This window comes from Aeromonas sp. FDAARGOS 1410, from assembly GCF_019048745.1.
Classification (GTDB): domain Bacteria; phylum Pseudomonadota; class Gammaproteobacteria; order Enterobacterales; family Aeromonadaceae; genus Aeromonas; species Aeromonas jandaei.
The window spans coordinates 820,531-835,359 of the sequence record NZ_CP077401.1 but is presented as its reverse complement, the minus strand read 5'-3'; the positions used below and the strand labels follow the sequence as shown (position 1 = coordinate 835,359).

Below are 14,829 nucleotides of genomic sequence, written 5' to 3'. Positions count from 1 at the left end.
CCACCATAGCCCAGGCCAGATGACAAACGTAGAGGGCAGGCAGCAAAAAGCCCGACCGCGAGGCGATCGGGCTTGATTCACTACCGCAGGGCGGGCAGAGCCATCATCACAGGATGATGTCGCGCACTACGCTATCTTTGCGCTCAAGGTAATGGATCGACTTGATGCGGCGGATGGTACGGGATTTACCACGGATCAGCAGGGTCTCGGTGGTCGCCATCACACCATCGCTAGTGATGCCGTCCAGCAGATCACCCTTGGTGATGCCGGTGGCGGAGAAGATGACGTTGTCATTCTTCGCCATGTCTTCCAGCTTGAGCACCTTGTTGACGTCGATGCCGAGCGCTTCACAGCGGGCAATCTCCTGCTCACCCAGCGCGATCACCTCGGGGCTGTCGCCCTTGACCCGGTGACGCGGCACCAGACGGGCCTGCATGTCGCCATCCAGCGCGCGGATCACCGCAGCGGAGATCACCCCTTCCGGTGCGCCGCCAATGCCGTACAGCATGTCCACTTCGCTGTCCGGCAGACAGGTGAGGATGGAGGCTGCGACGTCACCATCGGGAATGGCGAAAACGCGCACGCCCAGCCCCTGCATCTCCTTGATCGCCTTGTCATGACGCGGCTTGGCCAGGGTAATGACGGTCAGACGGGAGAGCGGCTTGCCCAGCGCCTTGGCCACGGCCTTGAGGTTCAGCTCGAGAGCCTGATTCAGGTCGATGGCGCCTTTGGCTTTGGGGCCGACGATCAGCTTTTCCATGTACATGTCGGGCGCTTTCAGGAAGGAGCCCTTGTCGCCCACCGCCAGCACTGCCAACGCGTTGGCCTGACCCATGGCGGTCATGCGGGTACCCTCGATGGGATCGACCGCGATATCCACCGCGTCGCCGTGTCCGGTACCGACCTTCTCGCCGATATAGAGCATCGGCGCTTCATCAATTTCACCTTCGCCGATCACAATCTCACCATCGATCTCGATCTGGTTGAGAATGTGGCGCATGGCCGCAACGGCCGCCCCATCGGCGATATTCTTGTCACCACGTCCGAGCCACTTGTAGCCAGCCAGTGCAGCCGCTTCCGTCACTCGGGAAAACTCGATTGCCAGTTCACGTCTCATCGCATATCCAACCTATGGAGCTCGAAAACGGGCGGCATTCTACCACAAGGGCAAACCTTTGCGCACAAAAGTAGCTGGCAGGCGCATAAATGTAGCCAATTCATCCAATTGCAATCCAACTGCCATCGACTCTTCATCCAACTGTCACCCCGCTGTCATCCGCCCTCCCTAGGATGGCCCCGTCTTCCAAACAAAAGCTTGCAACACAAGGGATTAAGATGAAAAAGCTGACTGTAGTGGCACTGGCGCTGACTGCCGCCTTCCAGGCTCAAGCCGTTGAAGTGTATAAAAACGACACCTCTTTGCTGGATCTCTATGGCCGCATCTATGCCGGTCAATTCTTCGGTGACAAGAAAGAAAACGTCGATGCCACCCACCCGAACGGCACTCAGGACTACAGTGCCAAGCAGGGCGCCAACCAGTTTGTCCGCTTCGGCGCCAAAGCCGAGACCCAGATCCAGAGCGGTCTGAAAGCGCTGGCCCAGTATGAAGTACAGATGTATATCAACGACAGCGAGAAGACCATCAGCGAGAACTCCGACAACCTGCGCACCCGCCTGGCCTTTGCCGGTGTGGGCGCAGACTGGGGTAGCGTCACCTTCGGTCGTCAGAAAGGGGCTCCCGGCTTCCTGGCTGACTGGACTGATGTCGCCCTTTCCGATGGCTACGGCAACGATGCGCTGGGTGCCAAGACCGACACCTTCGCCACCAACCGCGCCGGCTCCGTGCTGAAATATTCAGGCCTGTTCAACGGCTTCCAGCTCGATACCAGCTACAAGTTCGACGGCGGCGATACCGAACAGACCACCAGCAAGGATAGCGATGCCGCCTACGGTGCTGCCGTGGCCTATACCTTCCCGTTCAATCTCTCGCTGGGTACCGCCTACAACGTCGGCATCCGCGACAAGAGCGGCGAGAGTGATGCCAAGCTGTGGATCATCTCTGCCAAGTACGACAACAAGGCCGCCTACGCCGCCCTGAGCTACGCCGATGGCAGCGACTTCCTGGCCACCGGCACCGACCACACCGGCTGGGAAGCCGCGCTGGGCTACAACTTCGAGAATGGCTTCGGTCTGATGGCGCTGTGGAACAAGCAGGAGCAGGACAAGGCGGGCGTCAAGAAGGACAATGTGGACTACTACACCCTGGGCGCCCAGTACAAGTTCAACAAGAACCTGCGCGTTATCGGCGAGTACCGCATCAACAATCTGGACAGCGTTCCATCTGCTGCGACTGCCAACAAGGATGACTTCCAGCTGGCTGCCCGTTACGACTTCTAATCGGGTCAGGATGGATACCAAAAGCGCGATGGCATGCCATCGCGCTTTTTGCTTTGTTCACGTAGCGGCAAACTGGCCTAGGCTCAACAGGTGATGTTTGCACGACACGAGGCTGGATGATGTTGAAACAGCTTGCTGCACTCCTGCTTTTGCTGGCTCTGCCGGCACATGCACTCTCGATCGCCATGGTGCTCTGGCGCGGCGAGACTGCGGCCGAAGCCGGTTTTCGCGAAGAGCTGCTGCGCCTTGGCTATCAACCCACCTTCACCACCTTCGATGCAGCGCAGGATCGCGCTACGCTTGCGGCCATGCTGCGCCAGCAAATTGAGCCCAAGCTGGCCAGCTACGACTACATCTACACCTTCGGCACCACTGCTACCGCCATGACCAAGAGTCTGCTGGCCGATCGCAAGCCCCTCATCTTCAGCGTGGTCTCGGATCCGGCAGGTGCCGGTTTTCTGGCAAAGGATAAAAACCTGAACAAGATGGTGGCAGGCACCAGCAACATGGTGCCGATGGCTCTGCAGCTGGCCAATGCCAGCAAGTACCTGCCCGCCGGCAAACGGCTCCTCGTCCCCTTCAACCCGCGGGAGCAGAACACCCGCCTCGTCACCGACATGCTCATCTCCGAGGCCAGACGCTACGGCTGGCAGGTGGTCCCCTGGCGGATTGCCCCGGATCCCAAGCGGCTCGATGGCGAACTGAAGCGATTGCAGCAGGATGCCAGCAACGACATCGTCTTTCTGGCGGCAGACAGCTACCTGCTCTCCATCGCTCCCCGTCTGCTGAGCGCCCTGAACGACGCGGGCATCCCCACCATCTGCAGCGCCGAGCTCTTCGTCCAGCACGGCTGCACGGTCGGTACCATCAGCAGTTACAAGCTGCTGGGCAAGATGGCCGCCGACATCATCCACCTCAACCAGCAGGGCATCCCGCTGCAGGATATCGCTCTGAAGTTCGATGCCAACCCAAAGCTGGTACTGGGCCCCCTCGGTAAACTGCGCCAAAGCGGGCAATAACAGAGCCCGCCCAACCAATCCCTTGATAGAGATCCCGGCACGACAAGTGCCGGTCGGGTATGATATCGGCTTCCGGATTCGAGGCGCCTCCCATGAGTACCACCGTCTTCTTTGCCGTGCTGCTGGCAGCCCTGCTCCATGCCAGCTGGAATGCCCTTGTCAAAATCGGTGAGGAGCGACTGGTCGGCATTTCGCTGGTAGCCCTCTTCTCCGGGTTGATTGCCGCAGTCGCCCTGCTGCCGCTGGGATTGCCATCACAGGCTGAACTGCCCTGGCTAGGCCTCTCGATTTTGCTCCACACCGGTTACTGCCTCTTTCTCAGTCATGCCTACAATCAGGGCGACTTTGGCCAGATCTATCCGCTCGCCCGCGGCAGCGCCCCGCTGCTCGCCATGGTGTTAAGTGCCATGCTGCTCGGTGACTACCCGGGCTACGGCGGTATCGTCGGCGCCTGCGTGCTGATCATGGGAGTCTTGCTGATGGCCTGGCGGGGTGGGCAGCAACGCCTTGGCAGCAAAGCAGTTCGGGCGGCGCTGATCACCGCCATGTTTACCGCGACTTATACCCTCTCCGATGGGGCCGGCGCCCGGGCTGGCGGCGAGCCGGTACGCTATACCCTCTGGCTGTTCGCCTGTACCGGTCTGGTGATGTTGCTGGTACTGATCGCCCATCAGAAGCGCAACACCTGGCGCCAGATCCGCCGGCATGCTGCAGCAGGCGCGACAGGAGGAGCCATGTCCCTGATCGCCTACGGCATCGTCATCTGGGCCATGACCCAGGCTCCCATCGGCGTGGTTGCCGCCCTGCGCGAAAGCAGCGTGTTGTTTGCCATGCTGCTCTCGGTCTGGCTGCTGAAAGAACCGCTGGGGAGAGCCCGCCTGACCGCAGCCGCCATTATTACCGGTGGCGTGCTGTTGACTCGCCTTGGATAAGGGAATCAATTTTCATTTGCTTTTAAATCTGTCGACAAACTATGCGTTTATCTATTCACGGATATCGAGCTAAAAATAGATGAGCCAGAATCGTAAATGATTACATCCGCAACGTATGAAATAACTGGCATTGCTATTTCGAACTAATTGAGAACCATATGGCTAACTTACCAATTCGATGCCGTTAATGGTAAAATCGCGTCCATTCAATGCTTGGCAGCACCACCCCCTCTCTCCATGGCATTCGCCATGCAGGTTCGTCAAACAGTGATTTGCGGCCACCAAACGATCCGTGGCTGAACGTTTGTGTCTGTCGCACCGCGACAGGCTGATGCACTCCGGATAATTAATTTATCCCGCTTGATATGTTTAATTTTTGATTATTTAAAATGCTGCACCAGCAGGGAGTTTTATATGTCAGCAAAAAAGCTGAAATTGGGAGCCTTTATATTGATGATACTCACATCGGTATTTGGCGTTACTAATATCGGGATCGGTTTCTACCGCATGGGATATGCCGCCATTCCGATGTTCGTGGTCGGCGGTCTGTTCTTTTTCATCCCCTTCATCTTGATGATGATTGAGTTCGGTACCGGTTTTCGCAAAGAGGCTGGCGGCATCTTTACCTGGATGCGCCACTCGGTCTCGACCCGTTACGCCTTTATCGGGCTGACCATGTGGTTCGCCTCCTACGTCATCTGGATGTTCGGCAAGGCGCTCTCCATGTGGGTGCCCCTCTCCTTCATGCTGTTTGGCCGCGACATCACTGTTATCCCGGTCACCCTGGGCACCGGTATCGACTTTGGCCCCTTCATTCTGGGCGTCGTCGCCATCGCACTGGTGGCCATTGTGACCAAACTCATCACCTTCGGCAGCGCTCGCTTCGCCAAGGTAGCGGCCATCGGCGGCCTCTCCGTCGTAGCCCTCAACGTGCTGTTGCTGGTTGGCGGCGTCCTGACCTTCGCCGTGAGCGGCATGACTCTGCAGGAGCCCTTCACCGAGGCATCGCTGACCTCTTCTCCCAATGCCGCCTTCAACGACATCATCCCCTTCCTCGGCTTCATGGTATTCGCCATCTTCGCCTACGGCGGTGTCGAAGCGATGGCCGGTGTGGCTGACGAACTGGAAGATCCCGAGCGCGATCTCAAGCGCGGCATCTTCCTCTCTGGCGCCTTCATCGTGCTCTGCTACATCATCGGCTTTCTGGCGGTCGGCTCCATCATGCGCTGGAGCAATTTCCCGGCCGAGGGGATCACCTCCCTCTCAGCTCTCTTCATCATCATGCTGGAGCTGGGTCGTCATCTGGGTGGCGAGTGGCTGGGCCAGATCTTCATGCGCTTTGCCGGCCTTGGCATGTTCCTGAGCTATCTGGGCGCCTTCATCGCCCTCTCCTACGCACCGCTGCGCCAGTTTATCACCGGCACCCCCAGCTACTTCTGGCCGGAGCGCTTCCAGCGTGAAAACCAGAATGGCGTTCGCGTCGAGGCCCTCAAGGTTCAGGCCTGGGTGGTCTGCATCTTCATCGCGGCCAAATCCATCTTCACTCTGATCAACCCGGAAGGGGCTGCCGCCCTCTATGAACTGATCATCACCATGACCAACGTCGGCATGACCCTGCCCTACATGTTCCTCATCTACGCCTGGTATCGCTATCGTCACAACCCGGCACTGGAGAAGGATCTGATCTTCTTCAAGAGTTCGGGCTCGGTACTGCTGGCCACCATCGTCAGCCTGATCCTGGTGGCATTCGGCAACGTCTTTACCGTGGTCGCCCCCTTTATCTCCGGTGACATCTCGACCGGCGTCTGGACCATCATAGGTCCGGTACTGTTCGTCATCATCGCCATGCGGTTCAAAATCAAGCAGGAAGATGCCCACTGATCGGCTATTTCATCCTGATAGTCAGCGGGGCCTTCGGGCCCCGTTTTTTCCTTTAACATCAGCTAAAACGGCCTGTTAAAAGACTTCAAAGAGACCTTTTTGGATACTCAGATCAGGGCCTTAACGGTTACAACGCAGCAAATTATCAATATCAAGGTGAGAATCATTGTGAAGCGCCAATTCACGACATATAACTTACCGAGATATCCCTGTTTTTTGTCCGGTAGAGCAGATCATGATGATGCGTTCCCTTCTCCCCCTGTTGCTTGGCGCAGTAATGCTGCCGGCCGCTATGGACAGTGCCCACGCCAACCCCTTTTCCGCCAGCAGCAATCACAGCTTTCTGGAGCGAAGGGATATTCCCAACCTCAATTCGGCCGCTTTCGTGGTCGCCAACCACAGAACCGGCGAAGTGCTCTCCGAGCACAACGGCAATCGGGTGATGCCCATCGCCTCTCTCACCAAGCTGATGACCGCGCTGGTGGTACTGGACGCCAACCAGCGCCTCAATGAAACCCTCACCGTCACCAATGCGGATGTTGATCGTATCAAGGGCACAGGTTCACGTCTGGCCATCGGTTCGAAACTGAGCCGGGCCGAGATGCTCCATATCGCCCTGATGTCGTCGGAAAACCGCGCCGCCTCTGCGCTGGGACGCAACTACCCGGGCGGTCTGCGCGCCTTCGTCGAGGCGATGAATGCCAAGGCTCGCATGCTGGGGATGTGGAACACCCACTATGCCGACAGCACCGGCCTCAACCCGCGCAATGTCTCTACCGCTCAGGACTTGGCCAAGCTTGCAGCTGCCGCTGCTGCCTATCCACTGATCCGCCAATACTCCACCGACGATCAGAGCTATGTGCGAACCAACAAGAGCCAGCTTCACTATCGCAACTCCAACCGGCTGGTACGCGAGGGTCAGTGGGAATTTACCCTCTCCAAAACCGGCTATATCCGCGAAGCAGGCCGTTGTCTGGTGCTGGGTACCAGAGTGAACAACGAGCCGGTGATCATGGTGCTGCTGAACGCCGAAACCACCAACGACCGGGTGGCCGATGCCAAGCGGATCAAGACCTGGCTGGAGAGCTCTGGCAGAACAACCCTGGCAGCCAACCAGAGCGCCATGTTGCGCGAGTAATCAACTCTGCAAACTAAAAAAGCGAGGCTCCTGCCTCGCTTTTTTCATGCTGGCCATGGCCATCGCAAATGGGGGCCAGATCACACCTAAAGTAACCCTCTCCGCCACCCCGTTACGAAATGTAACCGCTCAATAGAGTGATTCACATTAACGGAATCAATGAGTTGTAAATCAAACACCACACTTTTAGCGTGCTGGCTCAACCCTGTAACCTCGAGCCAGCAATATGCGCATATCCAGTATCGAGTGTGGGCGGGTAATAGCCATATTGGCCGTGATGACCATTCACGTATCCCCTTTCGCTCACCCCTTCGACTCCACGCTGTGGGGTAGCGAGAGCTACCTCTGGCTCAGCGGCATCATCAACCAGCTCTGCCGCTTTGCCGTACCGCTGTTTTTCCTCTGTGCCGGCTACTTTCTGCAACCCAAGCTGAGTGCTGGAGCACCGATGAGCGTGGCATGGCGTTACTGCCGCCCCATGCTCCAGCTCTGGCTGGTCTGGAGCCTCGTCTACCTGCTGGTGCCCTTGAATCCGCTGAATGCCATCGAACAGGGTTATCTGAACTCCCTCAACGCACAGTGGCAGTTCCAGCTCGGAGATACCGTCAATCGCTGGCTGGTCGGCGGCATGATCCACCTCTGGTTTCTGCCGGCACTGATCCTGGCGGTCACTCTGCAGGCGTTTTGCCAGTGGCTTGGCAAGCCGGGATTCGCCCTCATGCTGGGTGCCGGGCTCTACCTGCTGGCGCTGCTCGGTGGTTCCTATGCCAAGCCATTGCTGGGAGAGGAGTGGCTATTGCTCACCCGCAACGGCCCCTTCTTCTCCCTGCTGTTTGTGGCGATGGGGGCCCGCTTGCGACAGCAGCAGTGGCAACCGTCGGCCCGCAGCGGATGGTGGCTACTGCTGGGTGGCCTCGCGCTCTATGGGCTGGAAGCCTGCGTTCTGCGCGCTTTTGCCGGTATCCCGCTGACTCGCCACGATTTTCTGCTCGGTTCCGTACCCTGGGCTGTCGGCCTCTTTGGCCTGTTGCTGGCCCATCCTGACTGGGGCAAGGGAAGCTGGCTCGCCCGCCAATCCCCCAAGGTGCTGGGCCTTTACTGTCTGCACATGATGCTGGTGGTATGGATCTTCACCTTTGGCCCACAGAGCGCTTCCATTCTATGGGAGTTGGTCAAGGTGCCACTGCTGCTGGGTGCCTCTCTGCTTGCTTATCGCCTGCTGGCTACCTTGCCTGCGACCCGCTGGTTGCTGCGTACCCAGTAATTCCGTTCTCCGGCCCGCCCCTTGCGGGCCAGTCTCCTCGCACAACTCGCCACCCAATCACCCGCGCTTATCTTCCTCTACACACCTCCATTTTCGCCTTGCCATACAAATGAAAATCAATATCATTGGCATCCCGATTTTTTCGGGTCGGATACTAATTACAATTAAATCAACAAGTTCAGGCCATCAGGCCGCACCTTCAAGAGTCAAATTGAATATGCAGCACCCTCACTTTCGCAGAACCCTCATCTCGCTGGCACTGTGCGGTACAGCCCTTCACGCCCAGGCAGCCGATGAAACCATGACGGTCGTCGGCAAGCGCAGCCAGCACGAGGAGGTCGCGACAGCGACCCGCACCAGCACGCCGGCAAAACTGGTGCCGCAAGCCATCGACAGCGTCAAGGCAAGCGAGCTGACTGCCTTCGGCCAACCCACCCTGAGCGAAGCGCTGGCCGGCATTCCCGGGGTCAACGCCAGCGGTGATACCCGCTTCGACGGGGTCAATATCCGCGGCTTCAGCGCCAGCAACGACTTCTATCTCGACGGATTTCGCGATGACATGCAGTACACCCGCGATCTCGGCAATATCGAGCGGGTCGAGGTATTGAAAGGGCCGGCAGCCGTGCTCTACGGCCGTGGCAGCACGGGTGGCATAGTGAACCGGGTCAGCAAGACACCGCAAAAGGGACAAGCCTCCAGCGTCACAGCCCGGGTTGGCAGTTTCGACACTCAGCGGCTGGCCGCAGACCTCAATGGTGAAGCGAGCGAGCAGCTGCAACTGCGCCTCAACATGGCGCAGGAGGACAAAGGGAGTTTCCGCAACGGAGTAACCGGCAAGCGCACCCTGCTGGCACCATCAGCCAACTGGGAGATCAGCGACAGCCTCAACTGGCTGGTGCAGTTCGAGCGCAACGAGCACAACCGTATGCCGGATCGCGGTATTCCCGGCGTCAATGGCCGACCGGCAGATGTGCCACGAGAGTATGTTTACAGCGACACCAGCCGCGACTTCATCGACGATGTGGCGCAGTCGACCCGCTCCCGCCTCTCCTGTGATATCAACGATCAGTGGCAACTGCGCCAGCAGCTCGCTTACACCACCCTCGACAGCCAGTTCGACAACACCTATGTCACCAGCGTGAAAGGGGACAAGGTAACCCGCTCTCGCTGGCAGCAGGATTTGAAGGCCAAAAACCTGATCAGCAACACCGAGGTAGAAGGTCAGCTGCAAAGCGGCCCCGTCGAGCATCGTCTGCTCATAGGTTTGGAACAGGATTGGCAGGCACGCACGCCCAAGCTCTATCAGAATGCCGCCCCCATTGCACCCGGCAACCTCTATGACCCGGGTTCGCTGCCCAGCTACAACGGCCCGATGAAGCTATCCAGCGATGCCAACCACAAGGTACGTGGTAACGGCATCTATCTGCAGGATCAGCTCAGCCTGGGCGACTGGCATCTGGTGGGTGGGCTGCGTCGCGACGACTTCACCGTCACCAGCCGCCGCAACGACCTCAACAAGGAGGAGACCCTTTCGGTCACCAGCCTGAGCCCGCGCCTCGGCCTGGTATGGAATCCCCTTGAGGAGCATGCGTTCTACGCCTCCTACAGCAAGACCTTTACCCCGGTGGGCGGCGAGCTGATCGGGTTCACTCCGGGAGATCCCAACAACCATCTGGAACCGCAGCACACCCGTCTCTACGAAGGGGGCGTCAAGAGCGACTGGCTGAATGGCCGGCTGGCGACCACTCTCTCTGTCTACCGGCTGGAGATGTACAACAAGCGTAGCAAGGATCCGCTGGATCCCACCAAGGTGATCCTGACCGGATTGCAGCGTACCGACGGGGTCGAGCTGAGCGCCCGCGCCCAGCTGACCGACGAGCTCTATCTGCGTGGCGGTATCGCCATTCAGGATGCCGAGCAGGTCAAGGCGGATGCCGATCTGCAGGGCAAACGGCCGATGAACGTCTCTCGCCAGAATGGCCAGCTGTTTGCCGGTTACCAGAGCGGCAAGCAGGGCTGGTTTGGCGAGGCGGGAATGACTGCGGTGGGCGATCGCTTTGCCGACAACGCCAACACCACAGTGTTGCCCGGCTACGCCCGCTTCGATGCCCGTGCCGGTTACCGCTGGCAGCAGTGGGAAGCCGAGCTGAGCGCGGAGAACCTGACCGACCACGAGTATTTCGTCAGCGCCACCGGCGTCACCCAGATCATGCCGGGAACGCCCCGTCAGCTGATGCTGACCGGCAGCTACCGCTTCTGAACCCTGTAACCGACCATCCTCACTGGCCAGCCCTTGCTGGCCAGTTTTTTATGAAACACAGATGATGAAACGCAAAAGAATTCCCCTTCACAACAACAAATGGGTGCGCCGCCTCCACGCCTGGGCCGGATTTTTCACCCTTACCCTGATGCTGCTCTATGGCATTACCGGGCTCTGGTTGCAGCACAGAGCCGTATTGCCGCTACCCGGCCCCCATACCGTCAAGTCGAGCGAAGAGATAGCGCTGGCCGCACCGCTGGCCAGCCCCGATGAGCTGAAGAGTCTGCTGCAGCAACGCTACGCGGACGGATTCGAGGATGGGCGTGCCATGATCACCCCAGCCCAGCGACTGCCGACACCATCCGGTGAACTCACCCTGCCCGCCCGCTGGGAGATGCGTGGCGTCACCCTCACCCACAGCGTGGCCGCCAGCTATGTGGAAGGCACCCTGCTGGTACGCACCGACTTGCAGCAGGCGAACTTTGCCGCCAGCCTCAACCGGCTGCATCGCGGCATGGGAACTGGCCTTGGTTGGCAACTGTTTGGCGATCTCGCCGCGCTGGCACTACTGTTGCTCGCCCTCACCAGCCTCTTTATGTGGACCAAGCTGCACGGCTCACCCAAAGCCGTCGCCCTGATGCTCTTTGGCGGTGCTTTTGGCACCTTGCTATTTGCCCTGTGGGGATAAGTTTCTTTTTCATAACAGGCTATTACGCTCGAACGGGCGGAATACTGGCATAAAAAGAAGCTTTCTGGCGGCAAGAAAAGAGAGGGATAAGCGGGCGAGTTAAAAGAGGAAAAAGCCGCTCCAGCCATGCAGAGCGCCGAGAAATAAAAAGCGGAAAAAACAAAAGGCCATCATTGCTGATGGCCTTTTGTCATGAATTTGATGGTGCCCGGGGTCGGACTCGAACCGACACGGTTATTCACCGGCGGATTTTGAATCCGCTGCGTCTACCGATTTCGCCACCCGGGCAACTGCGAGGGATTATACGAATGGCGCGAGGCCATGCAAGGTGTTTTTCGATTGAACACTCCTGTTTGTTCATTTATTCAACGCCTTGCCGACACCGGATCAGTTACATAGAATGCCGCCATCCTTTTAATGGAATAAAAAAGATGGCCAAGCATAAAAAAGTCCAACAAACCCCCTCCAAGCCTGCGGCAGAGCAACACCCGTCAGCAGGTCTGCTGCGTCGCCTGGGAGCCCTCATCTACGACTATCTGGTCGTCACTTCGCTGCTCGTCATTGCCGGTTTTATCGGCATGGGCGTCGCCAAGCTGCTGCTGGTCACCGGCATGGCCAGCGTGCCGGCGGGTGAAGATACCGTCTGGTTGCTGACCCGCCATCCCCTGAGCCTGATCTATACCCTGTGGCTCGCCTTTGTCATCTGCGGTTTCTACACCTGGTTCTGGACTCGCGCCGGCCAAACCATCGGCATGCGGGCCTGGCGGCTGCGCATCCAGAACGAAGATGGCAGCAATATCCGCATCACTCAGGCGCTGATCCGGCTCGCCACAGCCGCCTTCGGCCTTGGCAATCTGATGTGCCTCTTTAATCGCAAGGCACCGCGCGCGTTTCAGGATATCTGGGCTGAGTGCCAGGTCGTGGTATTGAGCAAACAGGAAAATCTGGATCTGCTGAACAAGTAAGCCTTGCTCGACAGGAACGAAAAAGGGCACCGAAAGGTGCCCTTTTTACATTCCAGAACCACTACTGTTTGCGGCCGAGGATATAAAGCGATATGCCACCAAAAAGCAGGCTGGGGGCAATCGCCGCCAGGATCGGGGGAACCGAGTAGACCAGCGTAACGGGGCCAAATACCCGATCACTCACGTAGACAGCAAAGCCGGTCATGATCCCCATCAGCATCCGCGCGCCCATGCTCACCGAGCGCAGCGGGCCAAAGATAAACGAGGATGCCAGCAGGATCATGGCCACCACCGAGAGGGGGGCCAGCAACTTGCGCCACATCTCCAGCTTGTAGCGGCCGGCATCCTGCTTGTTGGCGTCCAGATAGCCGATGTAGTCGCGCAGGCCGGAGATCGAAAGGTTCTCCGGATCGATACTCACCACCCCAAGCTGTTTGGGTGTCAGTTCGGAGCTCCACTCCATCTGGGCATGCTGTTCGCTCTGCACCCGGGTCGGATCATCAAAGCGGGTGACCTGTACCTGCTTGAGCAGCCAGTGGTGCTGTTCAAACGTCCCCTCCTGCGCCTGAACCACATCGATCATCTTGCGCTCGGGGGTAAAGCGGTAGAGGGTGATACCGGTCAGCGCGCCATCGTTGCGCACCCCGTTGATATTGACGAAGTTGTTGCCATCGCGAGCCCACACCCCGTAGGCGGAGACGGTCAACCGCCCTTCTGAAATAGCGCCGGCACGAATATCATCCGCCATTCGCTTGGCAACGGGGGCCACATACTCCCCCATTAGCAACACCAGGATCATCAACGGGATCGCAGTCTTGAGCGCTGCCATCACGATACTGATCTTGGAGCGGCCCGCCGCCTGCATCACCACCAGCTCGGAGCTGGTCGCCAGCTGACCCAGACCGATCAGGCCACCCAGAAGGGCCGCCAGCGGGAAGAAGAGTACTGCCTCTTTCGGCATCGAAAGCAGCACATAGTAGAGGGCATTGATCATGTCGTAGTTGCCCTCACCGACCGAGCGCAGCTGCTCCACGTACTTGATAAGACCCGCAAGGCCAACCAGCGTGATCTCACACAGCAGGATCGACATAAAGATGACCCGGCCGATATATCTGTCGAGAATGCCAAACATCAGCAGAAGTTCCTATGTTGCAGCATCATGCTGATTTTCTGTTGAAATAACGCCCTTTCACCCCGTTCCACCAGCTGGAGCCCTGCAGGTTGAGGGGCAAACCGATGAAAAGCAGGTAACCGAGCGGAACCAGGAACATCCCCGGCCAGTAGGGCAACCGGCCGCTGTCGATGGCCGAACGGGCGGCGCTGAGCAGCAGGAAGTAAGAGAGATAGAGCATGATGGCAGGCAGCAGCTTGGCGTAACGGCCCTGACGGGGATTGACCCGCGCCAGCGGCACCACCAGCAGGGTCAGCACCGGAATCGAAAGCGGCAACGAGAGACGCCACTGCAGCTCCGCCATCATGGAGTTGTCCTGGGTACCGAAAAGTTCGATGGTCGGTTTGGCTGCCGCCTTGCGGTTGGAGCGCTCCATCTCCTGCTGGCGAATGATCAGGCCGTACTCGCGAAAATCGGAGACCTGGAACTGCTTGCCGGAGAAGTTGCCCTCGTAACGGGAGCCATCGGTCAGGGTCAGCCACTGCAAACCGTTGGCATCAACCGTCACCACCCCTTCGGATGCCACCACCACAGAGGGAGGATTGTTCCCTTCGGGTCGCTGCAGCACGAAGATTTTGTGCAGTTTGGAGCCGTTATCATTCAAATCCTGGATGTAGGCAACCAGACGCCCCTTGTCGAGCTCCATAAAGCGACCCGCCTGCAGGAAGGAGATACCGGGATCAGCCTTGAACTCGTCGATCACCTGATACTCGCGCTCCTTCGCCTGCGGGGCGATCCAGCCAGTATTGAAGGCTGCGACAGCGGCGGTGAGCAGCGCCAGAAACATGGCATTGCGCATCACGAAACGGTGGCTGAAACCAACCGCATGCATCACCGTCATCTCGCTTTCGGCATAGAGGCGCCCGTGAGCGAACAAGATGGCCAAAAACAGGCTGATTGGCAGCATCAACAACGCCATGTTGGGCAGGTTGAGCAGCAACAGGGTAGAGACCAGACGTGTCGGTACCTCGCCGTCGGCAGCGTCGCCAATAATCTGGATAAATTGCTGGCTGACAAAGATAAGCAGCAACACGAATAACACTGCCAGCTGGGTTTTCAGGGTTTCCCTGAACAAATATCGGAAAACGATCACAGTCATTCCCAAGTAAACTTG

12 protein-coding genes and 1 tRNA gene are annotated in these 14,829 nt (G+C 58.4%); 9 read left to right on the top strand and 4 right to left on the bottom strand.

All coding sequences use genetic code 11. The features are described 5' to 3' along the window. Positions 1-106 precede the first annotated feature (106 nt). Positions 107-1,117, bottom strand: coding sequence for a class II fructose-bisphosphatase (gene glpX, locus I6L40_RS03925; RefSeq protein WP_071913290.1), 1,011 nt, complete (start codon positions 1,115-1,117; stop codon positions 107-109). 218 nt (positions 1,118-1,335) lie between these two features. Here glpX and I6L40_RS03920 point away from each other — a divergent pair, with 218 nt between their 5' ends. From I6L40_RS03920 to I6L40_RS03885, 8 genes are all read left to right on the top strand, one after another. After that, on the top strand, positions 1,336-2,397 hold the full coding sequence (locus I6L40_RS03920; protein ID WP_216995024.1) for a porin: 1,062 nt from the start codon (positions 1,336-1,338) through the stop codon (positions 2,395-2,397). A gap of 116 nt (positions 2,398-2,513) precedes the next feature. Continuing rightward, positions 2,514-3,416, top strand: coding sequence for an ABC transporter substrate-binding protein (locus I6L40_RS03915; RefSeq protein WP_216995023.1), 903 nt, complete (start codon positions 2,514-2,516; stop codon positions 3,414-3,416). A 92-nt stretch (positions 3,417-3,508) separates the two neighbouring features. Next, positions 3,509-4,348 (top strand): DMT family transporter, encoded by an 840-nt coding sequence (locus I6L40_RS03910; RefSeq protein ID WP_198037994.1) that lies wholly within the window; start codon positions 3,509-3,511, stop codon positions 4,346-4,348. 414 nt (positions 4,349-4,762) lie between these two features. Beyond that, positions 4,763-6,229: a glutamate/gamma-aminobutyrate family transporter YjeM gene (gene yjeM / locus I6L40_RS03905; protein ID WP_216995022.1), complete on the top strand. Its 1,467-nt coding sequence runs from the start codon at positions 4,763-4,765 to the stop codon at positions 6,227-6,229. Positions 6,230-6,464: 235 nt separating this feature from the next. After that, positions 6,465-7,367: a serine hydrolase gene (locus I6L40_RS03900; protein WP_041210094.1), complete on the top strand. Its 903-nt coding sequence runs from the start codon at positions 6,465-6,467 to the stop codon at positions 7,365-7,367. 226 nt (positions 7,368-7,593) lie between these two features. After that, a complete protein-coding gene (locus tag I6L40_RS03895) occupies positions 7,594-8,631 on the top strand; it encodes an acyltransferase (protein WP_216995021.1) in 1,038 nt (345 codons plus the stop codon). A gap of 217 nt (positions 8,632-8,848) precedes the next feature. After that, a complete protein-coding gene (locus tag I6L40_RS03890) occupies positions 8,849-10,891 on the top strand; it encodes a TonB-dependent siderophore receptor (RefSeq protein ID WP_071913279.1) in 2,043 nt (680 codons plus the stop codon). A 64-nt stretch (positions 10,892-10,955) separates the two neighbouring features. Beyond that, a complete protein-coding gene (locus I6L40_RS03885) occupies positions 10,956-11,579 on the top strand; it encodes a PepSY-associated TM helix domain-containing protein (RefSeq protein ID WP_041210161.1) in 624 nt (207 codons plus the stop codon). A gap of 202 nt (positions 11,580-11,781) precedes the next feature. Here the strand turns inward: I6L40_RS03885 and I6L40_RS03880 are convergent. Beyond that, positions 11,782-11,867 (bottom strand) — tRNA-Leu (locus I6L40_RS03880). 143 nt (positions 11,868-12,010) lie between these two features. Here I6L40_RS03880 and I6L40_RS03875 point away from each other — a divergent pair. After that, positions 12,011-12,544, top strand: coding sequence for an RDD family protein (locus tag I6L40_RS03875; protein WP_071913277.1), 534 nt, complete (start codon positions 12,011-12,013; stop codon positions 12,542-12,544). Positions 12,545-12,605: 61 nt separating this feature from the next. Here the strand turns inward: I6L40_RS03875 and lptG are convergent, their stop codons facing one another. After that, positions 12,606-13,676 carry an LPS export ABC transporter permease LptG gene (gene lptG / locus I6L40_RS03870; protein ID WP_033115497.1) on the bottom strand — a complete coding sequence of 357 codons (1,071 nt, stop codon included), beginning with the start codon at positions 13,674-13,676 and terminating at the stop codon, positions 12,606-12,608. Between the two features lie 25 nt (positions 13,677-13,701). Next, complete coding sequence (gene lptF, locus I6L40_RS03865; RefSeq protein ID WP_216995020.1) at positions 13,702-14,814, bottom strand: LPS export ABC transporter permease LptF; 1,113 nt, start codon at positions 14,812-14,814, stop codon at positions 13,702-13,704. Positions 14,815-14,829 lie beyond the last annotated feature (15 nt).

Bases quoted from the DNA above. Each gene is read 5' to 3' on its own strand.
- I6L40_RS03915 (WP_216995023.1), top strand. From the start codon at position 2,514: ATGATGTTGAAACAGCTTGCTGCACTCCTGCTTTTGCTGGCTCTGCCG.
- I6L40_RS03920 (WP_216995024.1), top strand. From the start codon at position 1,336: ATGAAAAAGCTGACTGTAGTGGCACTGGCGCTGACTGCCGCCTTCCAG.
- I6L40_RS03875 (WP_071913277.1), top strand. From the start codon at position 12,011: ATGGCCAAGCATAAAAAAGTCCAACAAACCCCCTCCAAGCCTGCGGCA.
- yjeM (WP_216995022.1), top strand. From the start codon at position 4,763: ATGTCAGCAAAAAAGCTGAAATTGGGAGCCTTTATATTGATGATACTC.
- glpX (WP_071913290.1), bottom strand. From the start codon at position 1,117: ATGAGACGTGAACTGGCAATCGAGTTTTCCCGAGTGACGGAAGCGGCT.
- I6L40_RS03890 (WP_071913279.1), top strand. From the start codon at position 8,849: ATGCAGCACCCTCACTTTCGCAGAACCCTCATCTCGCTGGCACTGTGC.
- lptF (WP_216995020.1), bottom strand. From the start codon at position 14,814: ATGACTGTGATCGTTTTCCGATATTTGTTCAGGGAAACCCTGAAAACC.
- I6L40_RS03885 (WP_041210161.1), top strand. From the start codon at position 10,956: ATGAAACGCAAAAGAATTCCCCTTCACAACAACAAATGGGTGCGCCGC.
- I6L40_RS03900 (WP_041210094.1), top strand. From the start codon at position 6,465: ATGATGATGCGTTCCCTTCTCCCCCTGTTGCTTGGCGCAGTAATGCTG.
- I6L40_RS03895 (WP_216995021.1), top strand. From the start codon at position 7,594: ATGCGCATATCCAGTATCGAGTGTGGGCGGGTAATAGCCATATTGGCC.
- I6L40_RS03910 (WP_198037994.1), top strand. From the start codon at position 3,509: ATGAGTACCACCGTCTTCTTTGCCGTGCTGCTGGCAGCCCTGCTCCAT.
- lptG (WP_033115497.1), bottom strand. From the start codon at position 13,676: ATGTTTGGCATTCTCGACAGATATATCGGCCGGGTCATCTTTATGTCG.